Here is a 25205-nt window from a genome sequence, read left to right on the forward strand (position 1 = left end):
CGCGGACAGCTGAAGGTGAAGGGAGCCGGCATCAGGCAGTTCTTCCGCAATTCCCGTTCGTTTGTCCTTGGTGCGGGGATCGGATCGGGCATGACGGCCAGGGCCGCGGAGCGGGCGGGCGCCGATTTCGTGCTCGCACTCAATGCTGGCCGTTTTCGCGCCATGGGCGGGGCATCGCCCGCCTCCATTCTTCCAATCCGCAATAGCAACGAGTTCGTAGCGGGGTTCGGGCGGACCGAGATCCTGCCGAACACAAAACTGCCGGTTTTCTTCGGCGTCTGTACATTCGACCCCGAGCTTGATCTGGATCGATGGCTCGACCGGATCATCAAATGGGGATTTGCAGGTGTAACCAACTTCCCTTCGGTCATACACATCGACGATCACCGCAGGTCATTGCTTGAGAAGTCCGGCCTTGGATATTCCCGGGAGATCGAGCTCCTTGTGAAGGCCGCAAAACGCGGCGTGATGACGATCGGGTATACGCGTAGTCAATCCGAAGCCCGCCGAATGGTCGAAGCAGGCGCCGAGGCCATTTGCATCAACTTCAATCTTAACCGCGGGGTTGAAAGCGAATCCGATCCGTCGATCAGCCTGGCTGAACTTGCAGCGCGTACCAGTGCCGTTGCGCGTGTTGCTCAATCGGTCAACAAGAGCACCATCTGCCTGCTGGGCGGCGGCCCGATCACAAAGCCGGACGAGCTCCTGGACATCTGCCGTGAGACCGGAATCCAGGGGTTTATCGGAGGCTCTTCGCTGGACCGCGTGCCTCTGGAGATGTCGGTCCTCGAGGTGACGTCCGGTTTCAAAACTATCCACCTGTTGCGCGAGAAGGTGGATCTGCTCGAACGACAGCTACAGTTGAGCGGCTTCAGGCACGGCGTCATTGCGCAGTCCTCGGCAATGAAGCGCATCCTGGAAACGACCAAACGCGTTGCGGTCACCCCCCGTCCAGTTCTCATCTGGGGAGAGGTAGGCTCCGGCAAGCGTCGAATAGCAAGCCTGGTTCACGCGTTTAGCGACCGCAGGCACGCCAAGGCGGCGCTGTTTCATTGCCGACCCGGTCCGGCGATGGATACACTCGGCCCGTTGTTCGGCGCCGAGCGCCTTGAGAGCGGCAGACGTCAATTGTCGCTCCTGGAGACATCGAGCGACGGCGCTGTCTTGCTGCTGCATGTTGACCAGCTTTCGCGTGAAGGTCAGGAACGTCTCGCCGATTATATGGAGACAGGTGGGTTTACCCCTCTGAACGGGCTAACTGTCATGCGTTCCCGTGCGCGGATCATTGCGACCGCGACGGTGGCCCGAGGCGCTGGTCTTGAAAGCGTTCTGTCCCCGCGGCTTCTTGCGCTCTTTACCGGGCTGGATGTCCAGCTACCTTCGCTTCCCGATAGGCTTGAAGATCTGCCGCAACTCGTTCAACATTTTACGGTCGAAGCCAAGGGAGATTCCAGCGCCCAGACGCTCACGATAGAAAACTCTGCATTCCTGGCGCTCGCCGGTCACGATTGGCCAGGCAATTTGCGCGAGTTGCGGCAGATCGTGAATCAGCTTGTGACCCTGCCATCAAGTCACATTACCGGTGAGGTGGTAAAGCCCCTTTTGCAGGGACCATCAGGGCCACGGCCGGCGGCCTCGCTGTCCGAGCGGGACTGGATTATCGAGGGCCTGAAGAGAAACCGGCTTCACCGCGGCAGGACTGCTCGCTCTCTCGGGCTTTCACGCAAAACCCTCTACAACAAAATTAAGAAGCTGCGGATCCTCGAATAAGCCTCATGCCGTTCGGAGCGGCTGCTTGGCCAGGCAGAACTTCGGTATCGACGATGATCCATGAAAGCCGATGCTTACGAGCGCAATGTCCGATCCAATCGAGAGAGCAAAATCGTCGGGGCTCAAATAGACGAACGCATCGACCTGCGCACCTAGCCGTTGCTCTGCTGCTTTCATCTTTGCCTCGTCCGACGCAACAAATAGGACTTTGAACCCGCGGCTTGCAAACCACTCCATGCGCCGAAGCTCGAGTTCCTGACCGCTATCGAGCGGCACTCCGGCCGGTGTCCGTTCAATCATGGCGGCCGGCGGAAAATTCGTTACTCCGGTCACCTTTGCATCTTCCAATAAATCCCCAAGATCTTCCCAGCACGCAAACGGATCGATCATGACCATCGCCGTGTAGCAGAAAGCGGGGAGTATGGGGCTCGCTTGCAGGTCTCGCAGGAGACAGTCGTTCCAATCGATAACGGGAAGCGTGGCCATGACGAGCGTGGCGTTCTGTGGAAGGGCTCGCAGCGACGGCGCATAGATCGTCATCTGATCATCGCGAGATGAGGTAAGACTTGCGGCAAGGCGGCCTACGACCTTGGCTCTCATGGTTTCTACCCAATCCTACCCAGTTCAACCTTCCGGCGATCTTACACGCGGCTCCCTCCAGGTCTAGACCATCACTGTTGATCATGGGGAGCAAGGTAATATCTATCTTCGACGCCGGAGCCGGGCCGGCAGGAAGCGAGAAAGGCGAACGGCGTCATCATCAGTCTTACCTGCGGTTTGCTTTGAGTGACCTCTTCGCGTCCACGTCTACTTGCATATGCTGCTCGAGCTGCGAGCGTCATCAAAGGGCTCGTGAAACGTATTGTCAGAAATGCTTGCGAGCCATCAGCGCCATACGAATCCGCTAGCAGACCGGCTCGTCTGCTCCTCCCTGACTAGAGCCGCTGCTGGAAAACGCCGGCAGCGGCATCTTTTTGTCTCGGAGCGCGCCTCGGCTGAGATGAGGAAAGCGAGGACGTGACGAGCCGCATTGTCCGGTCGATCACAATATGGGATGGCATCGACATGGCTGCTTCGGGGGCGGACACGGCGTGGCGTGATCACCTGGACGCCGAGGGCCGTATCCGACCGTGAGCGCTACGCGGTCTCGCTTCTGCCGATTGGTTTGGCTCTCGCGCGCATCGTCAAGCGCAGTTCGCGAAGATCACTCCCGACGGCTGCTCCGACTTCGGCGGCTGCATTCAGCTCGAATTACGAGCTCCAGCTCTAGGCCTTCGGACATTTGGGCTGACGGCGAAAAACATACGCAAGCTGCCGCTCGAGATGCGCAAGGTGACTCCGACCGGCGCTGGGCCGCTACCCGAGAGGATCTTCCTGGCCCGTTCGAGATCGCGAGATCGGGCCAACTGTTACGCAAGGGGGCTGCAAATTCAGGCTGGAGAGCATCGTGTCGAAGCGCGGCGAGAGGCCCGATCGAGCCCGACGGTGCGGCACTGGCGCAAGGTGGAGAACCGGGACACGCGCCCTATGCTCGGGTACTGGATTAAGTCCCCTTCAACCGTCGCCGCTACCACAATCAAGGCGTTGACGTGTTGTTCTTATTTTGTACTTATCTGGGGTGCGACGCTGCTTTTACGACCTCCGCATTACTGACATTCTCGTGGTTCCCGGTCTGCAAAAATTGGAAGTTGCCCTAAAGCCACGGCTATGGCTCTGCTTTAATCGGCCGCAGAGCGAAAACGATGCTTTAGGCATCTTTGCGCCCGGATGCGAACGGCCCGATTGAAAGTAGTCCACACCCTGCCTTTGCTATTCCAGAATCGAAGGGCAAAGATGATCATGGAAACCCAATGAACGCCGCTCTTCTCGCCAGAAACGATGATGGTCCAGCCATCGCACCCATTTCACCGTCGCGCGAGATGGGCGCGTACGAGGAGCTGTGGCTTCAGCAAGGGGCGACTTTCAAGACCATAGCTGATCGTTTTGCTGCCGATCCGACAGCGATGCCATCCGACTTTGTGCCTCCTAGCATAGCGGAAACCCGCGCTAGAGAAGTAATGACAAAACTGTCGAAGGCAGGAGTTACGCGGTTCGGCGTCCGAATTCATCACGCTGGTAATTACCCAATGCGGCTGCGCGATGCGAAGCATCCGGTCGAGCTCCTATACTTTCAGGGAACTTGGGAGCTATCGGAGACACGCTCTGTAGCCGTGGTTGGTAGCCGAAAGCCAAGCGATGATGGTATCGCGCGCGCAAAGAAAATCGCGCGGGAGCTAGTTGCTCAGGACTTCACGGTCGTCTCTGGATTGGCGTACGGGCATCGATACGGCTGCCCACACCGCGGCTTTGGATGCTAAAGGAAGAACGATTGCGGTCATAGGTACGCCACTTGGCGTTTATTACCCCAAGGAGAACACAGACCTTCAGAAGCGAATAGCAACGGATTTCCTTTTGATATCGCAAGTGCCGGTGCTTCGATATGCGAGCCAGGCGGTCCCCCACAACCGGCTATTCTTTCCTGAGCGCAACATCACAATGAGCGCGATGACAGAGGCGACTATCATTGTCGAGGCGGGTGAGACGAGTGGAACTCTTACCCAAGCCAGGGCTGCGCTTCATCAGAGGCGCAAGTTGTTCATCCTCGACTCATGCTTCCAGCGGAAGGACATTACGTGGCCCGCGGCTTTTGAGGCCCGCGGCGCCATTCGCATCAAGAGCATGGAAGACGTTTGGGACGCCCTAAGTGTCAGCAGTCCGCTTCCAAAAAATTGAAGACAAGAATAGGGCTGATCACTACTACATCACCGAAGGTGATGAGTGCCTTTTCCTCTACGAGTATACGGCTGGAATGGGTTACGCCCACAGCGAGACCAATTCGCTCATTCTGAATCTGAAAAAGAAGAAAGGTGCAGGGGGATACACCTGGAAAGCAATAGCCATCGCGAGCTGCGCGGCCGCTCTCGGCCCGGCCATTAACCCCAAATGGCTGGCAGAAGCTGTTCTGGTACCTATCCCACCCTCGAAGATCAAGTCCGATCCAATGCACGATGACCGCATGACGCAGGTTTGCAAAGCAATTAGATCTGAGGCGACCGTCGATGTTCGAGAGTTGATCGTTCAAATCCGATCAACGAAGGCCGTTCACGATGGAAACAGACTCAAGCCGGAAGAGATCGAGGCGAACTATCGGATCGACGAAGCGCTCTGCTGCGCGGCAGATCCCAAATACATAGGCGTCGTAGACGACATCCTCACCGCTGGCGCGCACTTCCGCGCCGCCAAGAATGTACTTTCGAAGCGGTTTCCGAGCAGCAGGATCACGGGCTTTTTTATCGCCCGCAGGATATTCTCGAACCCGTTTGGTGAAGTGTCGCTGGACGATTTGCTGGCTTAACTTCCCTCCACGCTCGCGCAAACGCGGCCTGTTCGGGACCTGCGGCCCATTCGTCGTTCTCCTCGGCGGTCGCATCGAAGTCGCCGTTCATCGCGCGCCTGCGCAGCACCTGTCATGGCGGGATGGCAAGTGGCGGCGGCTTCGGCAAGATCGTTCATGAACTGCACCTGAGGCATCGCCAGCGGCGACAGGTCGTTTGGTAGTAGCCGCTCGCAGCGGGCTCGGCCAGGCCTTCGAGGCCAAGGTCCCGTAAACGCTTCGGGCAGCATCTCCGGCTCCGGAGCCCATGCCGGCGCTCGGTGCGAACGGTGTTAGGCCGCGCCGTTCATGGCGATGAGAAACAGCATCGACGTGGCCCTCGGTCAGATAGCCGATTGAGGCGGCGCAGCAGAGCTTTGACGTTTTGATGACCCATCCAGCCGGCCCCGATCTCCAGCAGCACCTGATTGAGGAACTCCGCGGCGATGTGGAGGACGTTCGCCACCTCCTGCGCGGCTGGAGATGTTGTGCGCGGGACACGCGACGCCCAAACTGCGCCCTGACCGAGGATCGCCTTTAGGCGGTGCTGGCTCATCTCGCGGAGCAGGATCTGCGCGTTGTTCCGCGCCTGTGCTCGGTGAGATCGTTGATGTTCGACCCGTCGCTTGGAGGTGCCGACCACGTTCTGAATGCTGGTGGTGCGCAGGAGGTCCGCGCAGACTGGATTGCCCCTACTGGTTAAGCCAGGCCCTGCATAGGCCCGGAACGGACTCTTGATGTTCTGGGGCTGCCGCATTGCGCGCCTACCCAACTTTACCCAGTCGCGCTCGGATCCGGGCTTATGAGCCATTTCACTTCGATCTAGACCTCCGAATGTCCTGAAAGGTCTAGGAGGAAGATCGTGTCTAACCATCGCGCGGACGACCAGACGTCGATCCGGGATGGTCATCCGTCCGATCGTGCCGGCAAGGTCGCGATCGTCGCAACCCTGGACACAAAGGGCCGCGAAACCTCTTATCTCGCGCGCGTCATCGAACATTGCGGCCGCAAGACTCTTACGATCGATGTAGGCACATCAAACGGAAGGGCCAGAAGCAAGCCCGGCGGTAGCGATGCGCGGGTCGCTGCACCCGCCGAGCTCTTGCGGGCGATAGCTCAAAGCGCGCGTGAGGAGGTCAATGAGCTGCTGCGAACAAGTGCGATTGACGCGATCGTTGGAGTGGCAGGCGGCAAAGGCAGCGCAGTCTTTGGTGAACTTGTATCGGATCTGCCATATGGATTTCCGAAACTGCTGGTGAGTAGCGCCAGGCCGGCCCTCCTGGCCGAATTAGCCCTCCACAATGACATTATCCTCTATCCAACCTTGGTCGACCTTTTCGGAATTAACGCGTTCACCGAACGTGCTCTCGAGAATGCAGGGCGGGCAGTGGCAGCGATGCATTATGTGCCCGCTCAAGGTCGGCGGGAGAGAAAGACCGTTGCAATCACGGCCTTTGGGGTCACGACGCCGGCGGCAAATCGCTGCGTAGCGCGGCTCGGAGAGGCAGGGGTCGACGCGATCGTCTTTCCGGCCAATGGCGCCGGGGGACGTAAGATGGAGCAGCTCGTATCCGCCGGTGAGTTCGATGCGGTGCTCGATCTGACCACGACCGAGCTTGCTGACGAGCTGGTCGGCGGCACTGCCAGTGCAGGTCCAGACCGGCTAAAGGCTGCTTCTCTCCGGATGATTCCGCAACTCGTCGCCCCGGGGGCCGTCGACATGGTGAATTTCGGCCCTCCCTCGAGCGTGCCTGCCGAGTTCAAGGGCCGCCAATTCTATTTCCATACGCCCTTCACGACGCTCATGCGCACGAACGCTGAGGAGAACGAGCGCATAGGCAGGCTTACAGCAGAGCGCCTCGCGCAAGCAAAAGCGCCCACCGTCGTGTTGTGGCCGGCCAAGGGGGTGTCTGACTATGACCAGGAGGGTGGCATCTTCCGAAATCCTGAAGCCGATAAAGCCTGGTTCGACGCAGTCAGGCAAAACCTACCGCCCTCGATCGTCGCCCGCGAGTTGAATTGTCACATCAACGATCCGGAATTTGCGGAAGCGGCGTCTTCGTGGATCGTTGAACGATTGACGGCAGGAGGGGCATGCCGTGCGGATGTTTGATCGGGCCGAAATACTCGCAAAGATCACAGCTCAAGTTGCTGCCGGAAAGGCAGTTCTTGCTGCGGCAAGCAGTTGCGGGCTCGTCGCAAAATGCGCATCTCTCGGCGGAGCCGACATGCTTGTGGTCTACAGCACCGGGCTGTCACGGTTGATGGGATTGCCGACGAGCCGGATCGGCGATTCCAATGCGCGCACCCTGGAGCTCGCGGCCGAGATCCGCAACGTTGTCTCCTCTGTTCCTGTCATCGGCGGGATCGAGGCTTGGGACCCTCTCCGACTCGACCTCGATGATCTTCTGGACAAGTTCTGGGCTGCCGGCTTCTCCGGCGTGATCAACTACCCAACCATTTCAACGATGGGCGAGAAGTGGCGCGAGCGGCGAGGCCGCATCGGGCTCGGCTTTGAGCGCGAGGTTGAGATGATCGCGGCGGCCCGCGAGAAGAACATCTTCTCGCTCGCCTATGTCGCGAGCCCGCACGATGCCAAAGCGATGGCAACCGCGGGAGCCGACTGCATCGTCCCACATGTCGGCGCAACGCGCGGCGGGCTTGTGGGGCATGAGGAGGGACAATCGATCGAAGAGGCCATCAGGCGCATCAACGAGATCAATGCTGCGGCTCAAGCGGTCCGCCCGGACGTGATCCTTCTTTGCCATGGCGGGGCAATCGCTGAGCCCCAGGATACCTCGGAAGTCTACCGATCGACCGGATGTGTCGGCTTCGTTGGCGCCTCCTCCATCGAACGGATCCCGATCGAGCGGGCAGTGAAGGCTGCGGCCGAAAAATTCAAAGCCGTTCCGCTCCCGCGAAAGCATCAACATCCTCAGCAGAATCCGCACCGAGACACCAATGAATAGCCCGATCACCAAATTCCAGCCCAATACAGCTCCGTCCTCCAAAGCGAGCAAACCATCTCACGATTGGGAGACGGACGTGCTCGTGATCGGCAGCGGCGCGGCCGGACTGTCCGCAGCGCTCTACGCAGCAAAGGCAGGACTTCGCGTCACGGTCTGCGAAAAGTCCGCCAAGCTCGGTGGGACGACCGCCCTCTCGAACGGCATGATCTGGGTTCCATGCTCAATGCAGGCTCGGGCGGCGAAAATTCATGATTCGATCGCGAAGGCGAAGACCTATCTGCAACACGAACTCGGCAATTATTATCGCCCCGAGCACGTCGACGCCTATCTTGAAGACGGACCAACAGCGCTCGCCAGCTTGGAAAATGGAAGTGAAGTCAAGTTCACCCTGGCCTCCGCTCCCGATTATCATTCGAACCAGATCGGCGGGGTCGACAAGGGTCGGGCGCTGAGTCCTGCACCTTACGACGGGCGGCTTCTCGGCAAGGATTTCGATTTGATCGGTGATCCGATCCGCGTGGTGCTCGGCGGCATGATGATTTCATCCGGCGAGGTCAGAAACTTCCTCAATCCGTTCCAGTCGGCTGCCTCGCTCAAGCACGTGCTGCGCCGGGTCAGCCGCTACGCAGGCGATCGGCTGCGCTACAGGAGGGGCACTGAACTTAGTGGTGGGAATGCGCTGATCGCGCGGCTATTGGTCAGCCTGCGCAGATATGGCGTTGAAATCTGGCCGCGCTGCCCGGCGATAGAACTGACCAGGGATGGCGGGAGAGTTACTGGCGCAATCCTGAAGCGTGATGGCGCGAATCTTCGCGTCCGCGCCTCGCACGGAGTGGTCTTGGCAACCGGTGGCTTTGCGCGGAACGGTCAATTGCGCGCTCGGCTGAGTGGAGCTCACCAGCACAATGATACGCTGGCGCACAGCGATGTCACGGGTGATGGCCTTGCGCTCGCAGGCAAGCTCGGGGCTGCAATCGATAACGACGTTGCATCGAGTGGCTTCTGGACGCCGGTGTCAATACTCAGGAACGGTCGCTCCTCGCAAGTTGTGCCGTACGGCTGGCTCGATCGTGGCCGTCCGGGTGTCATCGCCGTCGGACCAAATGCCAAACGCTTCGTCAATGAATCCAATTCGTATCATGATATCTGCCTTGCCATGTTCAACAACGGTTATCCGGCGGACAAACGGTTCTATTTTATTTGCGACAAGGAGTTCGTCCGCCGCAGGGGGATGGGGCACCTGCTGCCCTGGCCATGGACATTGAGCATCAAGAAGTATGCCCGTTTGGGGTACATCGAGATCGGCCGGACGATTACGGAGCTTGCGGGCGAATTGGGACTCGATCCTAACCAGCTCCAAAAGACTGTTGAAGAACACAATGCCCACGCGGCTGAAGGACGCGATCCGCTCTTCAACCGCGGTGAATCAGCTTTCAACCGTACCCTAGGAGATCCGGCGGCCGGAAAGAAAAACCCGAACCTTGGGCCTATCAAAAACGGCCCATTCATCGCGCTCCCAATTGTCCCGGCAACGCTTGGAACAGCCACCGGCCTTTCGACCGATGCAGAGGGACAGGTCCTGAATGAAAATGGGGCGCCGATCGCAGGTCTCTATGCCTGCGGCAACGACATGACCTCGCCGATGCGCGGAATTTATCCTGGGGCGGGCATTACGATCGGCCCGGCCATTGTGTTTGCCTACCGCGCGGTCGACAGCGTCGTACGGTCGGCGCGACAGGGACAGCCCGCGGCGGCATCGCAAGCGTAAGCCGAATGTTCTCTCCTGTTCGCCCTGCGACGACTGACTTCCGGCAAGGCAAGGGCGTGCGACGCGCGATTAATGCAAAGACACATTCGGACTATAGGAAGATTGAGGTAATCGCTTTCAGGCACATCGTGCTCTAAAATCATAATGACCGGCCACTGAGTATTTCCTCCAGAAGGAGCTAGAGTCCGCCCTGAAGAAGGACGGACAGATGAAGCGAGCACGGTTCACGGAAGAGCAAATTATTGCGGTGCTGAAGGAGCATGAGGCCGGGGGCGAAGACGGCCGATCTGGCTCGCAAGCACGGGATCTCCGAGGCGACGATCTACAATTGGAAGGCCAAATTCGGCGGCATGGACGTTTCCGAAACGAAGCGGTTGAGGGCCTGGAGGAGGAGAACGGAAAGCTGAAGAAGCTTCTGGCCGAACAGATGCTCGATGCAGCCGCACTCCGTGAGCTCCTTTCAAAAAAATGGTAGGGCCCGCCGCCAAGCGCGCTGCGGTAGCGCATCTGCAGGCCGTCATGAGCCTGTCGGAACGGCGGGCCTGCTCGATCGTGGGTGCGGATCGGGAGATGATCCGCTATCGCTCCAGCCGCAGGACGCAGTTCTGCGGGGCCGGTTGCGCGATCTCGCCAACGAGCGGCGGCGTTTCGGCTATCGCCGCCTGTTCGTCCTGCTGCGGCGGGAGGGCGAGCCATCGGGGCTCAACCGGATCTACCGGCTTTATCGCGAGAAAGGCTCACCGTCCGCAAGCGGCGGGCTCGCCGCAAGGCCGTGGGGAGCCGGGCCCCGATCCTAGTCGAGGCCAAGCCAAATGCCCGCTGGTCGTTGGACTTCGTCCACGACCAGTTTGCCAATGGCAGACGCTTCCGCATCCTCAACATCGTTGACGACGTCACCAAGGAATGCCTGGGCGCTATTCCGGACACGTCGATCTCGGGGCGGCGCGTGGCCCGCGAACTCACGGCAATCGTCGAGCGACGCGCCTTGACCGCCGCTTTACTCGTAACCAGAACGGCAAGCGCAAGGTTGTTGTGATCGTTCGCGAGCGCGACGGCAACTCCGTCCCGGCCGTCTTCAACTCGGAAAGCCAAGCCGCCTCATTCATCCGGTCCCGCATTGCCAAGGGTACGACGGTTCACGCCGACGAAGCCTCAGCTTGGGACCATCTTCATGAGCGTTTCGAGGTGAAGCGCATCAACCATCAGGAGGCGTACAGCTTTGACGGCGCCTGCACCAATTGGGCCGCAGAATACTTCTCCCGCCTTCGTCGCGCCGAAAAAGGCATTCATCACCATGTCGCTGGCCCGTACCTGCTGCGGTATGCTCAGGAGTCCTCATGGCGCGAGGACAACCGCAGAGTCTCCAACGGCTACCAGACGCAACGGGTCGCGGTGCTGGCTTTGAAGCGGGGCAAGTCGGTGGACTTCACTGGCTACTGGCAGCGGCAACCCGTTTCAATTGCGAATGCGACAAAGGTAATGAAGCAAGTATTCAATAGAATAGTCGGGTTTTGCAAAAACCTATTTATAATTTGCTATGGATCATCCGACAAGGTCGGTACTTGGCTGATGAGTGTACTTGCGTGCCTAGCGCTTCCCTGTCTTCCTCTGCTTGTTGAATTACTCAAGAAGGGTCAGATTGACCTAGGAAACATTATGATAACTGCGTCAATACTTTCGGCGACCTTTATTTTTACTGCTGGACACAGAATTGCCCAAGTAATTTACTCATTATTATTTGTAATAGCGTTACTCTTGGACGCCGTATCGGGTGGCCTTGCGGAGCAAATGGTTCATCACTACTCTGGAACTTTACTCGCAGCAGTTGCGTTTCTGCATACCTCTGAGAGATTCCGTTGGCATGTAGTTTTGGACAGGCCATTTCCATAGCGGGTCAATGACATGATCGACTCAGAAAATCTTCTATCGCTTATGTCGGTCGCAGTTTCTTTGGCGGCCGGGGCAGCGTCTGCCAAAACTTTTTTTGAGGGCTTAAAAGTCTTAGGGCCAAGAAGCGCGCGGAGCGCTACCTCCATAATAAAATTATGTCCGACGCAGTATTGGCCGCGATGGTTAGTCGCGCCTCCAAGGCACCTCTGGACCACCAAGAATTAGAAGCGGTGACAAAGAGCATCGAGGCTGCAATATCGGCTATGTCAGAATCCGATAAAAAGCTAATCGGAGAGGGTCTTCACCAAGACAATCCGCGCGGCACAAAGCGTTATGTGCGCGATTTATTGACCGCCTCCGCTTGAGGGGGTAGTCATTGAAGAGGCGCGCGCTTAAACGTTGCTCGCGGCTTCTTTCAGTCGCCAGCGGGCCGGTCTAGCCTCGCCAACCTTCTCCCCCCCTGGCCGTCGTGGTTGGCAAGGCTGTGCTGTATCCCCAACGCGACGTTCTGCACGTCCTCCTTGGAGGCGTCCTGCACGCCAGGAGCGGCGAGAATGGCGGCGGCTAGCTCTTGCGCCGTTATGGGTTCCGGTGCCGTCCGGAGCACGTCCACGGCCTTCCTATACAATGTGCTCCGCTTGAACCACTTGTTCGGCTTCCGCCGCTTCACGGCGATGCCAGCGAGGTTGTAGTTCGGGTCCAGCATCTTGATGACGGCTTCCACTTGTCGCATCTGCTCGCTCATCTCATCGTACTTCTGCCGGTTCTCAAGGATGGCCCCGCCTAGTTCGGCATGAAGCCACTCAAGGGTGAAGATAGCGGGGCGAGTGTACAGGTTCTGCGTAGGTCTATGGCGGGCCATGGTCGTGTCCGGTTGATCTAGGTCAAAGGCTCAGAGGCGAGCCGCCGGATGCTCCGACTATGGTAAGAGACAACTGGATGTCTTGGGCTTCAGTCGTCTGGGCGCTGTTGGTGGCCAGCGCCTCCATTACTTTGTCGTTACTGCCTAGCGGCTGCGCCGGACAGCTAGGCAGTCCCCTTCAAAATTCTTGTGGCGTTTGCGCCATAATACCGAAAGTTCGCTGTCGGCGTCAGCGCACCATCCGCGACCATTTTGATCATTGCTCAGTCTGCTACGGCCGCAGGGCGAGCAGCAGGAGGAGGAATGGGCTGCCGAGTTCGTCCCTAATACGGTCCGGCGACGCAGACTGGCTGTACCTCGAAAGTGGCTCAAACTAATCTTTGGACTTCGCAGCGCGCGAGATGGCTTCCTGCACGCGGCGCCTGCTGCCGCGCGGCAATGAGGGTGACAGTGCTTCCCACCCAGATTGTCGCGCTATAGCCTGCCTCGGCCTGTTGTCTGAGAAGGGTTGCCTCTGCTGTGCCAAGCTCCTGCTTGATCCGGTCATGATTGGCGATAGCGTCGGCGAGTTCGCGGGGCAGAGTGGACTCGCGGCCCTGCGAAAAATAGACATGGGGGTTCTCCTTCTCCCGGACGGACCGAAAGGTTGATTGATCGATGATTGAACTGAATTGGAAGGTTACCCGCTGAAAATCACAGCTTAATCGAGATCGGCCGGTGCATTGTCGCGGGCACCATGCAGTACCCGGACGATTTCGGCGCCATTCGGGAATGCTTCCGTAATTGCCAACCGCGAAGCTGCGGATGCTCCTACCCAGTTCAGGACGTTGGCGGCCAGCCTGCGGATTCTCGGCGAGCATCTGAAAGGTGTTGCAGATCCGGTCGATGGGACGATCCGCCGCCGTGATGTTGTCTGATGCGACGAAAAGCCAGATTTCCTCAAGGTAGGTTTCAACCCGAGGACGCCTGGCCAGATTACCCGCCACGCTTGCTGGCTTTCAGCCGTTCACGTCCTCGGGCCTTGACCCGCTCGACGAGTTCGCCGGGCTCGAACGGATCGGCCGGGCCGCTGTCCAGCCTTTCCTGAACGGGAGCGCGCAAGGCCTCAAGCTTCGCCTTGCGACGCTCCTCGCGTTCTTCGATCAGGCGCAGGCCATCACGCATAGCCTCACTGGCTGTGCTGTAGCGGCCGCTATCGACAAGGTCGTTGACGAAGGTCTCGTCGTGCTTTCCGATGCTGTAGCTGGTTGCCATGCCAGGTTCCTCTTTCCTCATAAAGTAATATTCAATGATATCCCTGGCGAGGGGTACTGATATCCTGGCCGATGGCGACTCTCGTTCAGGAAAGATCCGCGATTGTGCGTTCAGCCAGTGCGAAAACGCTGTCCTTCCGGATTGTAAGACCCACTGGAACGAGGAGCTTTGCCGGCGTGGTGAGATTCTCGGCGTGAATCGCACTCGATCGCCCGGACGATTGTCTCATCGGTTAAATCGAAGTCGATATGGCCCCAGAATGTTCCAGGCTTGGTGCCATGTCGCCATTGTTGCCATTCATAGAGGAATTGCTGGACCGCGCGGTAGCCGCAGTGGCGGTTGGAAGGAGCGGCTTGGATCTGGATCGATGCGGCTAGCAGGTGTCCACGCGAGCGAAGGCTAAGGTGCATCAAGGCGCCTGGGAAGGGATGTGGATTGGTCGCTCAAGCAATCCACCAGCGGTTGTCATCAGGCGGCTGAGAATAGCGCTATAACCAGCCGCCCGCGTCCGGCGAGTTGCTTGAAATGTCCTAGGATATGTTTGCGGCCTCTTTGGCGCGCTACGTTGGACGAAATGACCTCGTCGTTTTGGTGCGGATGAACCATAAGCGGCCATCGTCATCTGGTGCATCTTCTCGTCTGGTTTGCTTCGATGGTTCGGTATCGTTGGCGCGGCACGCGATTCCGCCCGTACGGGACCCAGTCAGAGATACGGATAGCTCTCCCATCGCCTTCGACCGCATCGAAATTGGGCTGGCGAGAACGTGGGCCGTCACCGGAGAGCGGTCATGAGCGCGGGCGCAATTTCATCCGCCCAGCGAACATTACCCAACATTACTCAGATCTTTCCTACCTTTCTCTAGGCAATCTCCCGCTGCATGTCGTGAATGAAGAGGAGGCGGGCCGCTCGCGAAGCCCACCATCGCCTGCAACTCCCATTGCCGGGATGACCTTCCAGGAGCGCTCTTGTGACAGCAGCCCTTCGCATTCCAACGAGTAGTTCACGCATTGCAGCAGTGGACGTGAAGAGGCTGTGCTCGCAATCTCAGGGAATGTGACGCAGCGGCAATGGATACGCTCCTTATCGCGTCATTCGAGATCCTGAGTTTTGGCGCCATCGTGGTGCTGGTTGTGCTCGGTCTCGGGATCATTGCCAGCATGATGGGTATCTTCAACTTTGCCCAGGGCGAGTTCGTGCTGCTCGGCGCCTACGTCACTTATCTCGTGCACAGCGTTGGTTTGCCGGTCCCGCTCGGCATGCTCGCCGCGCCCGTCGCGGTCGGCGCGCTTGGGTTCGTGTTGGAAAAACTCGTGGTGCGACGGTTCTATACCGCTCCAATCGTGGCCATGCTTGGCACCTATGCACTTGGGTTGATCATTCGCGAAGCCGTGCGCGGGCTGACCGGCGGACTCTATCTCTCGGTGCCGGAGCCAATCAGCGGTTCTATCACGATCGGTAGTCTGCACTTTGCGACCTGGCGCGGCGTCATTGTCATCATCACTTTGCTCGTGATGGCCGTGAGCCATGCATTGCTCGCCTACACCTCGTTCGGCCTGCGGGTTCGTGCCTCGCTGGAGAACCCGTCCCTGGCGCGTGCCTCGGGCATCTCCACTGGCATGATCTACAGCGTCACATTTGCATTTGGCGCGGCGCTCGCGGGCCTTGCCGGCGCGCTGATCGTGCCGGTCTTTTCACTGTTCGCCGATCTTGGCATTCGCTTTCTCATCCAGGGTTTTGTTGCCGTGATGGTCGGCGGCGTCGGGTCTTTCGCGGGGCCGGTTGCTGGCGCCAGCCTCATCGGCACGTTCAGTGCCTGGCTGCCTTGGCTGATGTCCCCGATGATCGCCGACGTTCTGGTGTTCGTGCTCGCTATCATTTTTGTCAAGTTCCGGCCGCAAGGCCTCATTTCAGGAAGAGGGGTCAACCGATGATCAAGGCCAACCGACAACTGAGCCGCCGTCGCTTTCTCGGCAATGTCGCCCTCGCATCCGCGGCCATCGCGGTCGGTCCGGGTAGCTGGGTGATCCGCCCAGACTGGGCAAATGCTGTGGAAGGCCCAATCAGGCTCGGCATTGCTACCGATCTTACCGGCTCGCTCGGCTTCGCCGGCAATACCGACGCCAACGTGGCTCGCATGCTGGTCAAGGAAATCAATGACTCCGGCGGCTTGTTGGGACGCCCGATCGAACTGTTGATTGAGGATACTGCCTCCGACGAATCCGTTGCCGTGGGCAATGTGCGTAAGCTGATTCAGCGAGATAAGGTCGACCTGGTAATTGGCGGTATTTCGAGCTCGATGCGCAATGCGATCAAGGATGTCATCATCTCTCGCGGCAAGACCCTCTATATCTATCCGGAAGGTTACGAAGGCAAAGAGTGCACGCCCTACCTGTTTTGCACCGGGCCGGTACCGGCTCAAAATTGCGACCAATTCATTCCCTGGTTGATCAAAAATGGTGGCAAGCGCTTCGCGCTGCCTGGCTCCAATTATGTTTGGCCACAAACTATCAACGCCTATGCGCGCAAGGTGATCGAGAGCAGCGGCGGCGAAGTTGTCTTTGAAGAATACTACCCGCTCGATCAGATCGACTTTTCCTCCACGGTTAGCCGCGTCATATCCAACAAAGTCGACGTGGTTTTCAACGCCATTGTCCCGCCCGGCGTTAGCCCGTTCTTTAAACAGCTCTATCAAGCTGGCTTCTCAAAAAATGGCGGGCGGCTGGGCTGCGTCTACTACGACGAAAACTTCCTGGAAATGAACCAGGCCCACGAGATTGAAGGACTTGCGAGCAGCCTCGACTATTACAAGGTGCTCGCGGCGGACGATCCAGTGAGCGCCAGGATTCAGTCGGCCTACGACAGGCAGTTCCCTGCCAAATTCCGGTTCTCGGCAGGTAGCGCCGCTACGGGCACCTACCGCGGGCTGAAACTGTGGGAGGCTGCGGTGAAGGAAGCCGGGACGATTGAGCGCGACGCGGTCGCCGCCGCCCTTGACCACGCCAAGATTGCGGAAGGGCCGGGCGGGCCTGCGGAGATGGCGCCCGGCAAGCGCCACTGCAAAATGAACATGTACATTGGGGTGGCAAAGGGTGGCCAATACGAGATCGTTGCGCGTAGCGCCGGCTTGGTCGATCCGAAGGAATGCTGATGTCATCCACCGACACTGGCATACAGCCCACGCCAAGCGTCGTTGAAGCGGCTCGTTCGCCCGTCAAGGCATCCGCCTTCACCGGGCGACGGCTTCCGAGTCTCGAGCTAGCGTTGTTGATTGCCGCTTCCATCGCACCCCTGTTCCTGCGGGATTACATCACGGTCTATGCGACACGGGTGCTTATTCTGTGCCTCTTCGCCTTGTCGTTCGACCTGGTGTGGGGCTATGCGGGGATCTTGAGCTTAGGTCAGTCGTTGTTCTTTGGCATGGCCGGCTACGCTGTGGCGCTGCTTTCGCGCGATTTCGGGGTTGGTTCGATTTTTGCGGTTCTTCCCGTCGGAACTCTTGTAGGTTTTGTAGCGGCACTCTTGCTGGCGGGTTTCCTTCTTTTGGGTCGTCACCCCTCCAGTGTGGTCTTCGTTTCGCTGGGCACCATGACCGGAGCTTATGCGGCTGATCGGTTGGCGCGAGGGTCTCAATATCTTGGCGGTCAGAACGGTATCCCTTCGATTCAACCGATGACGATCGGCTCGCACGAGCTGAACGAGGGGCTTGGCTTTTACTACTTGGTGCTCGTCATTCTTGCTCTGATCTACCTTCTGTCGCGATTTCTGGTGCGGTCGCAGTTTGGGCTCGCGCTGGCGGGCCTGCGAGAGAACGAGCAGCGCATCGCCTTCTTCGGGTACAAAGCGCAGCATTTGAAGGCGATCATCTTCGCAATCAGCGGCGCGATTGCAGGTACCGCGGGCAGCCTTTATGCGTTCCACGAGGGATTTGTCTGGACCAACATGCTGGGCGTCGTGATGTCGACCCAGGTCGTGCTCTACGTCTTATTCGGCGGCTCCGGGACATTGATCGGTGCCGTGATGGGCACCGCGATTGTCGAGGGTCTCAGCTTTTGGCTCTCCGACAATTATCGCGATATCTGGCCGATCATCCTAGGCGTTCTGCTGTTACTCGTCATTCTGTTCCGGCCTCTCGGCTTGATCAGCCTCGTGCTCGGCGAGCGGGAACGTGTCGGATATTTCGGCCCGAGCCTCAGGGGGAGGCGCAATGCCGCTTCTTGAAGCCGCCGGCATTTCCAAGGTGTTTGGCAAGCTGACCGCGCTGGACGGCGCGGCGCTCACGGTCGGCGAGGGCGAGTTTCATGGCCTGATCGGGCCGAATGGATCGGGCAAGAGCACGCTGATGAAGTGTCTTGCAGGAGCGCTAATGCCGACACAGGGCAGGGTCAAGTTCATCAATACGGACGTCACCTCGCTTACGCCGCCAGAGCGTGCGCGAGCCGGTATGAGCCTTAAATTTCAGATCACCGCCGTGCTGCCGACCCTGACGCTCTACGACAACATTCTGCTCGCCCTGCAGGCCCGGTCCTCACTCCTGGACCTGGCATTCTCGCGCACTCGAGGACAACTGCACGAGCAGGTCATGACGATGCTCCTCCAGTTCCGCCTGGCCGATCGCGCCTACGATGCTGCGGCGACCCTTTCTCACGGGCAGCAGCAATGGCTGGAGATCGCGATGGCGCTCGCATGCAGACCGCGCCTGCTGCTGCTTGACGAGCCCACCGGAGGCATGAGCCTGGAAGAGCGCCGCGTCACTGGCGAATTGCTGCTGCCGATCAAACAGCATTGCTCGCTTGTCATCGTGGAGCACGACCTGGATTTCATCCGTGATATCTGTGACCGTCTGACCGTGCTCGATCAGGGCAAGGTGCTGGCGTCAGGAACGGTTGCCGAGATCCAGGCCAACAGAAGCGTCCAGGAGATTTATCTGCGCCGTGCCTGAATTCCTCAATATCAAGAATCTCGACGCCGGGTATGGACGCAGCCAGGTTTTGTTCGGCGTCAATATGGCCGTCCCGCCGCGCGGCGGTGTAGCCGTCCTCGGCCGCAACGGCGCCGGAAAGAGCACGCTCATGAAAGCGATCGTGGGCGAACTAGCGGCATGGAAGGGCGGCCTTCAATTCAACGGCCAAGACATCGGTCGCCGCCGGACCGAACAGCGCGTGCGGGCCGGTATTGGATATGTGCCGCAAGAGCATTCAGTGTTCGCGCGCCTGTCCGTGCGCGACAATCTCGCCGTCGGATCGCTTTTGTACCCCGATGGATCGGCTGTCGACCGGGTAATGAGCATGTTTCCAAAACTCGGCGAACGCCTGGACCAGCCGGCCGGAACGCTCTCCGGTGGTGAACGCAAGATGCTCGCAATCGGTCGAGCGATGCTCGGAAAGCCTAAGCTCCTCCTGTTGGATGAGCCGACCGAAGGTGTCTGGATCGGCGTCATCGAGGAAATCTGTGAGCGCTTGGTCGAGCTAGCCGCAGAGATCGCCATCATCATCGTCGAGCAACATCTCGATCTGGCAATGCGCGTCGCGGAACACGCCTATGTGCTGGATCGCGGCCGTGTCGCGCTGTCAGGCCCATCGCAAGAGCTGCGCAACGACCCGCGCCTGTTGACATATCTAGCGCCCTAGAGGCGTCCGCGGCGGCGGCCATCTCATAGCCAAAGGTGGCGCTTTCGAGCTCCTTAACGATGGCTGAACAGAGAGGGAAGATGTCTGAAACTATAGGCAATTTTGTAAATGCATGCCAAGTCGTCGATGTCCATGAACATCACATGGCGGAGGTCGCGCATAGCCGGGACGTAAATCTGTTGAAGCTGTTCCAGCAGAGCTATGCGGCTTGGACCAGCCAGGTGCTGCCATCCGAGCCCAAGGCAACGAGCAATATGATATTTACCCCGACAGAGCCGACCACCTGGGAGGCCCTTGCGCCGTTCGTGGAGAGGAGCGGATCGAACGCATTCGTCCGCAATCTCGTCCGCGGGGTTGCCGATCTTTACGGCGTCGCCGACATTGGAATTACTCGCGACAATTGGGAGGCGGTGGATGCTAGCGTGCGCTTGCGCCACATGGAAGCGACATGGCCAAGCGAAGTAATTAGGCGCGCCGGTATCGGGAGGATCGTAACGGACCCTTTTCTCGATCCGTTGACGGATCCGCGGCCGGTCCTAGGGCAAAGCTACGATGCGGTTCTGCGGATTAACGCATTCGCTCTCGGCTGGCACGCAGAATCCCGCGATCACAATGGAAATTGCGGCCATAAGTTGCTGCGGCGCCTCGGCATGGAGGTGAAAACCTTCGACGATTATTGCGATGCAATCCGTGAGCTCGTAGCCGGCTGCTCCCGGCGCAATCACATCGCGCTTAAAAACGCACTCGCCTATGACCGTGATCTAAGCTTTGACGAACCGAACGAGGAACTGGCTCGGCAGGCCTGGGGACAAATTTCACCGTCACCGGCAGCGCGCAAGGCATTCTGCGACTTTATCGTCGACCTGTTTTGTCAACTCGCAGGCGAGGCCGACCTGCCGGTGCAAACTCACCTTGGAACGGCAATCATAAGGGGCTCCCACCCGCTACGTATGACCGGGTTGATTGAGCGTCATCCTCGGACGCGTTTTCTGCTGATGCATTTGGCCTATCCTTGGAGCCGTGATTTGTTAGGAATGGCTTTTGTGTATCGAAATGTCTGGCTTGATTTGTGCTGGTCGTTTCTGCTGAGCCCGTCACATTTCAAGCTCGCCCTGCACGAGGCCATTGAAGTCTTGCCGGATGAATCCCGGATGATGATCGGTGGAGACTGCCTTCACGTCGAGGAGACGTTTGCCGCGATAAAGGGCGCACGCCAGCTCATCAGTGAGGTACTGAAGGAAAAGGTCGCGAGCGGTTACTTTGGATTTCGAGACGCAGAGCGCTTAGCCGTCAGAATCCTTGGTGAGAACGCGAGAGATTATTTCAGACGGTCCTGAATGCGCCCCTTCGTTACGCGATTTTACCCAAAAAATGGGCCGAAGAGCCTGCTCGCTCCCCCAAATTGACGGATAGCGTTCCGGCTGCCGTGCCCCTGAAAGAGCGGGGCACGTCGATCTTACGCCATCAGCCAAGGGGAGGTCAGTTTGATGTCGAAACGTCACCGACAGCTTAGTCGCCGCCGCTTTCTCGGAAATTTCGCCTTTGCGTCTGCGGCGATTGCGGCCGGCCCGGGCAGCTGGGTCATCCGTCCTGACTGGGCCAACGCCGCCGAAGGCCCGATCAGGATAGGCATTGCCACCGATGTTACCGGGGCACTCGGCTTTGCTGGGAATACCGACGCCAATGTCGCTCGCATGGTGGTCAGCGAGATCAACGAAAATGGGGGTCTCCTGGGGCGCCCCATCGAGCTCCTAATCGAGGACACCGCGTCCAACGAGTCGGTCGCCGTTGCCAATGTCCGCAAGCTGATTCAGCGAGACAAGGTCGACCTGGTGCTCGGTGGCATCGCGAGCTCCATGCGCAACGCCATAAAGGACATCATCATCGCTCGTGGTAAGACCCTCTACATCTATCCGCAGGCCTACGAGGGCAGGGAATGTACGCCCTATCTGTTCTGCACGGGCCCGGTACCGGCGCAGAATTGCGACCAGTTCATTCCGTGGTTGATCAAGAACGGCGGCAAACGCTTCGCGCTGCCTGGCTCCAACTACATCTGGCCACAGACAATCAACGCCTATGCGCGCAAGGTGATCGAGAGCAGCGGCGGGGAGGTGGTGTTCGAGGAGTACTACCCCCTCGACCAAATCGATTTTTCATCCACCGTGAGCCGCATCACCTCCAACAAAGTAGACGTGGTATTCAACAGCGTCATCCCGCCGGGCGTCGGCTCCTTCTTCAAACAGCTTTATGAAGCGGGCTTTTCCAGGAATGGGGGAAAGCTGGGCTGCGTCTACTATGACGAGAACACGCTCGAGATGAACCAGGCGCACGAGATCGAGGGCCTCGCCAGCAGCCTCGACTATTACAAGGCACTTGCGGTGGAAGATCCGGTGAGCGCCAAAATTCAGTCCGCCTACGAAAAGCAGTTTCCTGGCAAGTTCCGGTTCTCAGCAGGGAGCGCCGCGACCGGCACTTATCGAGGGCTGAAGCTGTGGGAAGCCGCAGTGAAGGAAACTGGTACAACTGACCGCGAGGCGGTCGCTGCCGCGCTCGACCACGCAAAGCTTGCGCACGGGCCTGGCGGCCCGGCGGAGATGGTGCCGGGCAAGCGCCACTGCAAGATGAACATGTATGTTGGCGTGGCAAAGGCGGGCCAATACCAGATCGTCGCCCGTAGCGCCGGCCTGGTCGAGCCGAAGGAGTGTTGATGGCCCATGCTGGACGGGCCAGCTTGGCTGGCCACGCATGTGAGCAGATCGCGGCAGTCAGTTTCCGCGATAGTTCGGCGGCCTTTTCTCAAAGAAGGCGTTCATCCCTTCCTGCTGGTCAGCTGTGCTGAACGCAAAGCGAATGGCTTGCCGTTCAAACTCAAGTCCGGCGTCCAGCGTGGTCTGAAAAGCGGCGAGAACGGCCGCTTTGGCAAGTTCAGCCGAACGGGGGGGCTTTTGCGCTATCAGATCGGCTAGTTCGAGCGCACGATTCTGCGCCCTGCCACTTTCGACAACTTCCGCCACCAGGCCGGCCTGCATCGCCATCCGCGCCGTGATGGATTGGCCGCTCAGGATCATCAGCATGGCCAGCGATTTGCCGGCCACGCGCGTCAGCCTTTGCGTCGCGCCATCGCCCGGCAGTATCCCGATGTTAATCTCAGGCTGTCCAAATGCCGCCCCTTCGCCTGCAATCACGATATCGGCGAGAAGCGCCAATTCGTGGCCGCCGCCAAAGCAAATGCCCTCGACTGCGGCAATGAGAGGCTTGGGGAAATTGGCGACATCCCGCCAGGCAGAACGTCGTGCAGAATTGTCGATTGCCTCAAAGCCGCGCTCTCGCATCTCCTTGATGTCTGCCCCCGCAGAGAAGAACGCATCACTGCCACAGAGTACGACACAGCGCACATCTTGGTCGATTGCGGCCTCGCGCAAGGCGGCGCCCAGCGCCAGAATCATGTCGTTGCTCAAGGCGTTTCGCTTCGATGTCCTATTCAGCGTCAAGAGGCGCACATGGGACGCGACGGATGTCGACAGGATGAGATCGGACGTCTGGGTCATGCAAGTTCTCCCGATATGAATATGAAGCCAGCCTTAGACTGAAAACGATTTCTTAGCAAACACGATGGACGAGGCGGCTTTTTGGTGCAATTTCGTCCGAAGCGCTGGCGCGCCTTGCTCGCGCACAGCGGACCGTGGCCCACAATGCTGCGTCTGGCCGCAAAAAAAGGCTTGACTGATGGTTTCGGATTTCTATTGTAACTGAAATCGATTTCAGAAGCGTATTGAAATGTCCGTCCTGCGGTGAGCCGGAAGTGCAACTGGCCGAGAGGCGGGGCGCATCTCAGGGGTCCCATTGACGCTGAGACGGCCTTGTGACGCCGCGGTGCCCAACAACAATGTCAGCTTCTTCAGAAGCGCGCTTAGAGCAACAGGAGGAAGGCTAGCCATGGGAATGGCACGGAATGTCGCGCGCGTTTTATGCGCGCCGCCGCACAAGTCAGGCGCGAGGATGGAGGCGTCCTGCGCGCAGACGGCGGGCGTGAGGCGAGGCGCGCAAATACGCCGAGCCAGGCGTGCTTCCCGCCGGCTTCCCCCGCACCTTGTGCCCAAGCGCTTGGGCACTCCGGTCGGTTCTAAGACAGCCACACTCGTAGCCGCCACAGCGGCGAGCGCAGTTGAGCCGACGAGCGGCTGCTCGTTCTCGCGCGCACCCGCAACGCATGAACGTCATCAATAGAGCCGAGAACCCATGAACATCATTGCTCAGCCTAGCGCTTTACCTATCCAGCTTGATAAGCCAACCGCCAACAAGCGGATGACGGCCGGCCTTGGAGGAGGGGTGGCGCTGGAGTGGTACGACTGGAATGTCTACGGCGTCATGGCTGCGTTTCTCTCGCCGCACTTTTTCCCTTCAGATGATCCTACCACCTCGCTGCTAGCGGGACTGGCCGTGTACGGGGCGGGTTTTTGCGCGCGGCCGCTGGGCGCAGCTTTGCTGGGTCCGGTCGCAGATCGCATCAGCCACAAGCGTGTGATGCTGATCTCGGTCACCGCCATGGCGGTTTGCTCGCTTTTGATATCCTTGTTGCCCACCTACAAGGATATCGGCGTCACGGCGGCCGTAGCACTGCTGATCATGCGCCTGATTCAAGGACTTGCCACAGGCGCTGAGGCTGGTGTTGCAAACGCCATTGCCATTGAATTGGCGCCTCCTGGCAAGGAGGGACACTACCTCGGTCTGATCGGTGGCACATTCATCCAGTTGGGAAATCTTGGATCTAGCCTGGTTGCCTTCCTGGTGAGCGCCTCCGTCGCGCCTGAAGCCATGCGGGAGTGGGCATGGCGCATACCCTTTGCAGTCGGGGGCGTGCTCGGCCTTCTGATCATCTATCTGCGCACGACGGTGCCGGAGACTCTGATCAATCAAGCCATGCATCGGCATGATGATTCTTCGCGCCTTCAGGAGACGACTGGCGGCGTGTGGAAAACGCTATGGAGTGTCCGCCTATCCTTGCTCGCAGTCATCCTGGTGATCGGGTCCGTGCAGATCGCCAACTATGCCTGGAATACCGGCCTGCCCAACATGGCCAACACGGTCTTCAAGGAAAACAGCACGTATGTGTACGGGATCATGACGCTGATGGTCCTGATCTGGATGTCGACGGCACCTCTCGTCGGTGCTTTCGCGGACAAGGTGCGACCCTCGCGCGCGTTCACGCTGCTGCGCCTTCTGCTTATCCCGTGTTTCTTCCTGACGATGCTCTATTCTGAAAAAGGCATTGTCACGTTCTTCTTTGTCACGGTATTCGGCGGCGCGATCGTCGGCTTCAACATGGCTCTCTATAACTTCATCGCCACCACGCTGATGCCGCGCGCCGTGCGGACCACGGGAGTGGCTCTCGGCTATGCGCTCGGTGTCTCCCTGTTTGGCGGGACGTCACCCTATCTGCTTGTCTGGCTGCAACGCGAGCACATCGCCTGGATGTTTCCTGTCTATGGATCGGTGATCGCGCTCCTGAGCGTGCTGGTCTATCGGATCGCCAAGAAGCGCGGCCGCCTCTACATCGGTGAATGAACGCGCTCTGCCCATGCCCTTCGCCGTGCCCCGAGGCTGCGGAAGGCGTTCGCGTCAGCGCAAGCTCGTATGGGGTCGCGCGTATCT

The 25205-nt window shown here is 59.0% G+C and carries 23 protein-coding genes and 1 pseudogene; 18 read left to right on the forward strand and 6 right to left on the reverse strand.

From position 1 onward, the window contains the following. Window positions 1-15 precede the first annotated feature (15 nt). Entirely contained in the window at window positions 16-1770 is a 1755-nt protein-coding gene (locus ACVIIW_RS15370; RefSeq protein WP_456701516.1) for a phosphoenolpyruvate hydrolase family protein, read from the forward strand. Window positions 1771-1773: 3 nt separating this feature from the next. Here ACVIIW_RS15370 and ACVIIW_RS15375 read toward each other — a convergent pair whose 3' ends face one another. Continuing rightward, complete coding sequence (locus tag ACVIIW_RS15375) at window positions 1774-2310, reverse strand: hypothetical protein (protein ID WP_456701517.1); 537 nt, start codon at window positions 2308-2310, stop codon at window positions 1774-1776. A gap of 1310 nt (window positions 2311-3620) precedes the next feature. Between ACVIIW_RS15375 and ACVIIW_RS15380 the strand changes: the two genes are divergently transcribed. Genes ACVIIW_RS15380 through ACVIIW_RS15390 form a run of 3 tightly spaced genes read left to right on the forward strand, consistent with a single transcriptional unit; the run spans window position 3621 to window position 5164 of the window. Continuing rightward, window positions 3621-4127 (forward strand): DNA-processing protein DprA, encoded by a 507-nt coding sequence (locus ACVIIW_RS15380; RefSeq protein WP_456701518.1) that lies wholly within the window; start codon window positions 3621-3623, stop codon window positions 4125-4127. Beyond that, complete coding sequence (locus ACVIIW_RS15385; RefSeq protein WP_456701519.1) at window positions 4117-4542, forward strand: DNA-processing protein DprA; 426 nt, start codon at window positions 4117-4119, stop codon at window positions 4540-4542. The genes ACVIIW_RS15380 and ACVIIW_RS15385 overlap by 11 nt, the downstream gene beginning before the upstream one ends. Beyond that, window positions 4514-5164, forward strand: a complete 651-nt coding sequence (locus ACVIIW_RS15390; protein WP_456701520.1) for a hypothetical protein — start codon at window positions 4514-4516, stop codon at window positions 5162-5164. The genes ACVIIW_RS15385 and ACVIIW_RS15390 overlap by 29 nt, the downstream gene beginning before the upstream one ends. A gap of 325 nt (window positions 5165-5489) precedes the next feature. Here the strand turns inward: ACVIIW_RS15390 and ACVIIW_RS15395 are convergent, their stop codons facing one another. Further along, a complete protein-coding gene (locus tag ACVIIW_RS15395; protein ID WP_456701521.1) occupies window positions 5490-5939 on the reverse strand; it encodes a hypothetical protein in 450 nt (149 codons plus the stop codon). A gap of 105 nt (window positions 5940-6044) precedes the next feature. Here ACVIIW_RS15395 and ACVIIW_RS15400 point away from each other — a divergent pair, with 105 nt between their 5' ends. The 6 genes and pseudogenes from ACVIIW_RS15400 (at window position 6045) to ACVIIW_RS15425 (ending at window position 12174) form a co-directional block, all read left to right on the forward strand. Then, entirely contained in the window at window positions 6045-7295 is a 1251-nt protein-coding gene (locus ACVIIW_RS15400) for a Tm-1-like ATP-binding domain-containing protein (protein ID WP_456701522.1), read from the forward strand. Next, window positions 7288-8151, forward strand: a complete 864-nt coding sequence (locus tag ACVIIW_RS15405; protein WP_456705162.1) for a phosphoenolpyruvate hydrolase family protein — start codon at window positions 7288-7290, stop codon at window positions 8149-8151. Before ACVIIW_RS15400 ends, ACVIIW_RS15405 begins: the two co-directional genes overlap by 8 nt. Continuing rightward, window positions 8144-9919 (forward strand): FAD-dependent oxidoreductase, encoded by a 1776-nt coding sequence (locus ACVIIW_RS15410; protein ID WP_456701523.1) that lies wholly within the window; start codon window positions 8144-8146, stop codon window positions 9917-9919. The genes ACVIIW_RS15405 and ACVIIW_RS15410 overlap by 8 nt, the downstream gene beginning before the upstream one ends. A 208-nt stretch (window positions 9920-10127) precedes the next feature. Beyond that, window positions 10128-10901 (forward strand): annotated as a pseudogene (locus tag ACVIIW_RS15415) (IS3 family transposase); the annotation flags it as partial. After that, on the forward strand, window positions 10823-11809 hold the full coding sequence (locus tag ACVIIW_RS15420; protein ID WP_456701524.1) for a transposase: 987 nt from the start codon (window positions 10823-10825) through the stop codon (window positions 11807-11809). The pseudogene ACVIIW_RS15415 and the gene ACVIIW_RS15420, both read left to right, overlap by 79 nt. 155 nt (window positions 11810-11964) lie before the next feature. Then, on the forward strand, window positions 11965-12174 hold the full coding sequence (locus ACVIIW_RS15425; protein WP_456701525.1) for a hypothetical protein: 210 nt from the start codon (window positions 11965-11967) through the stop codon (window positions 12172-12174). A gap of 50 nt (window positions 12175-12224) precedes the next feature. Here the strand turns inward: ACVIIW_RS15425 and ACVIIW_RS15430 are convergent, their stop codons facing one another. From ACVIIW_RS15430 to ACVIIW_RS15440, 3 genes are all read right to left on the reverse strand, one after another. Further along, window positions 12225-12671, reverse strand: coding sequence for a hypothetical protein (locus ACVIIW_RS15430; protein WP_456701526.1), 447 nt, complete (start codon window positions 12669-12671; stop codon window positions 12225-12227). Window positions 12672-13039: 368 nt separating this feature from the next. Then, window positions 13040-13657, reverse strand: coding sequence for a type II toxin-antitoxin system RelE/ParE family toxin (locus ACVIIW_RS15435; RefSeq protein ID WP_456701527.1), 618 nt, complete (start codon window positions 13655-13657; stop codon window positions 13040-13042). Continuing rightward, window positions 13647-13925: a type II toxin-antitoxin system ParD family antitoxin gene (locus ACVIIW_RS15440; RefSeq protein WP_456701528.1), complete on the reverse strand. Its 279-nt coding sequence runs from the start codon at window positions 13923-13925 to the stop codon at window positions 13647-13649. Before ACVIIW_RS15440 ends, ACVIIW_RS15435 begins: the two co-directional genes overlap by 11 nt. Window positions 13926-14993: 1068 nt before the next feature. Between ACVIIW_RS15440 and ACVIIW_RS15445 the strand changes: the two genes are divergently transcribed. The 7 genes from ACVIIW_RS15445 (at window position 14994) to ACVIIW_RS15475 (ending at window position 22261) form a co-directional block, all read left to right on the forward strand. Beyond that, the gene (locus ACVIIW_RS15445) at window positions 14994-15857 is read left to right on the forward strand and encodes a branched-chain amino acid ABC transporter permease (protein ID WP_456701529.1); all 864 of its coding nucleotides are present in this window, start codon (window positions 14994-14996) and stop codon (window positions 15855-15857) included. Then, a complete protein-coding gene (locus ACVIIW_RS15450) occupies window positions 15854-17074 on the forward strand; it encodes a substrate-binding protein (RefSeq protein ID WP_456701530.1) in 1221 nt (406 codons plus the stop codon). Before ACVIIW_RS15445 ends, ACVIIW_RS15450 begins: the two co-directional genes overlap by 4 nt. After that, window positions 17074-18144 (forward strand): branched-chain amino acid ABC transporter permease, encoded by a 1071-nt coding sequence (locus tag ACVIIW_RS15455; protein ID WP_456701531.1) that lies wholly within the window; start codon window positions 17074-17076, stop codon window positions 18142-18144. Before ACVIIW_RS15450 ends, ACVIIW_RS15455 begins: the two co-directional genes overlap by 1 nt. After that, window positions 18131-18865 (forward strand): ABC transporter ATP-binding protein, encoded by a 735-nt coding sequence (locus tag ACVIIW_RS15460; RefSeq protein WP_456701532.1) that lies wholly within the window; start codon window positions 18131-18133, stop codon window positions 18863-18865. Before ACVIIW_RS15455 ends, ACVIIW_RS15460 begins: the two co-directional genes overlap by 14 nt. Continuing rightward, window positions 18858-19553 carry an ABC transporter ATP-binding protein gene (locus ACVIIW_RS15465; protein ID WP_456701533.1) on the forward strand — a complete coding sequence of 232 codons (696 nt, stop codon included), beginning with the start codon at window positions 18858-18860 and terminating at the stop codon, window positions 19551-19553. The genes ACVIIW_RS15460 and ACVIIW_RS15465 overlap by 8 nt, the downstream gene beginning before the upstream one ends. Window positions 19554-19633: 80 nt before the next feature. Continuing rightward, window positions 19634-20890, forward strand: coding sequence for an amidohydrolase family protein (locus tag ACVIIW_RS15470; protein WP_456701534.1), 1257 nt, complete (start codon window positions 19634-19636; stop codon window positions 20888-20890). 150 nt (window positions 20891-21040) lie between these two features. After that, complete coding sequence (locus ACVIIW_RS15475) at window positions 21041-22261, forward strand: substrate-binding protein (protein WP_456701535.1); 1221 nt, start codon at window positions 21041-21043, stop codon at window positions 22259-22261. A gap of 57 nt (window positions 22262-22318) precedes the next feature. On the opposite strand, the gene ACVIIW_RS15480 is transcribed toward ACVIIW_RS15475, so the two are convergent. Beyond that, window positions 22319-23101, reverse strand: coding sequence for an enoyl-CoA hydratase-related protein (locus ACVIIW_RS15480; protein WP_456701536.1), 783 nt, complete (start codon window positions 23099-23101; stop codon window positions 22319-22321). Between the two features lie 691 nt (window positions 23102-23792). Here ACVIIW_RS15480 and ACVIIW_RS15485 point away from each other — a divergent pair. After that, on the forward strand, window positions 23793-25118 hold the full coding sequence (locus ACVIIW_RS15485) for an MFS transporter (RefSeq protein ID WP_456701537.1): 1326 nt from the start codon (window positions 23793-23795) through the stop codon (window positions 25116-25118). Window positions 25119-25205: the final 87 nt, after the last annotated feature.

Source organism: Bradyrhizobium sp. USDA 4449 (genome assembly GCF_054056275.1).

What these genes read in the sequence shown, in the direction of transcription:
- ACVIIW_RS15410 (WP_456701523.1), top strand. Translation starts at nt 8,144, where the DNA reads ATGAATAGCCCGATCACCAAATTCCAGCCCAATACAGCTCCGTCCTCC.
- ACVIIW_RS15475 (WP_456701535.1), top strand. Translation starts at nt 21,041, where the DNA reads ATGTCGAAACGTCACCGACAGCTTAGTCGCCGCCGCTTTCTCGGAAAT.
- ACVIIW_RS15395 (WP_456701521.1), bottom strand. Translation starts at nt 5,939, where the DNA reads ATGCGGCAGCCCCAGAACATCAAGAGTCCGTTCCGGGCCTATGCAGGG.
- ACVIIW_RS15460 (WP_456701532.1), top strand. Translation starts at nt 18,131, where the DNA reads ATGCCGCTTCTTGAAGCCGCCGGCATTTCCAAGGTGTTTGGCAAGCTG.
- ACVIIW_RS15405 (WP_456705162.1), top strand. Translation starts at nt 7,288, where the DNA reads ATGTTTGATCGGGCCGAAATACTCGCAAAGATCACAGCTCAAGTTGCT.
- ACVIIW_RS15450 (WP_456701530.1), top strand. Translation starts at nt 15,854, where the DNA reads ATGATCAAGGCCAACCGACAACTGAGCCGCCGTCGCTTTCTCGGCAAT.
- ACVIIW_RS15480 (WP_456701536.1), bottom strand. Translation starts at nt 23,101, where the DNA reads ATGACCCAGACGTCCGATCTCATCCTGTCGACATCCGTCGCGTCCCAT.
- ACVIIW_RS15485 (WP_456701537.1), top strand. Translation starts at nt 23,793, where the DNA reads ATGAACATCATTGCTCAGCCTAGCGCTTTACCTATCCAGCTTGATAAG.
- ACVIIW_RS15430 (WP_456701526.1), bottom strand. Translation starts at nt 12,671, where the DNA reads ATGGCCCGCCATAGACCTACGCAGAACCTGTACACTCGCCCCGCTATC.
- ACVIIW_RS15420 (WP_456701524.1), top strand. Translation starts at nt 10,823, where the DNA reads ATGCCTGGGCGCTATTCCGGACACGTCGATCTCGGGGCGGCGCGTGGC.
- ACVIIW_RS15425 (WP_456701525.1), top strand. Translation starts at nt 11,965, where the DNA reads ATGTCCGACGCAGTATTGGCCGCGATGGTTAGTCGCGCCTCCAAGGCA.
- ACVIIW_RS15455 (WP_456701531.1), top strand. Translation starts at nt 17,074, where the DNA reads ATGTCATCCACCGACACTGGCATACAGCCCACGCCAAGCGTCGTTGAA.
- ACVIIW_RS15445 (WP_456701529.1), top strand. Translation starts at nt 14,994, where the DNA reads ATGGATACGCTCCTTATCGCGTCATTCGAGATCCTGAGTTTTGGCGCC.
- ACVIIW_RS15440 (WP_456701528.1), bottom strand. Translation starts at nt 13,925, where the DNA reads ATGGCAACCAGCTACAGCATCGGAAAGCACGACGAGACCTTCGTCAAC.
- ACVIIW_RS15375 (WP_456701517.1), bottom strand. Translation starts at nt 2,310, where the DNA reads ATGACGATCTATGCGCCGTCGCTGCGAGCCCTTCCACAGAACGCCACG.
- ACVIIW_RS15470 (WP_456701534.1), top strand. Translation starts at nt 19,634, where the DNA reads ATGTCTGAAACTATAGGCAATTTTGTAAATGCATGCCAAGTCGTCGAT.
- ACVIIW_RS15380 (WP_456701518.1), top strand. Translation starts at nt 3,621, where the DNA reads ATGAACGCCGCTCTTCTCGCCAGAAACGATGATGGTCCAGCCATCGCA.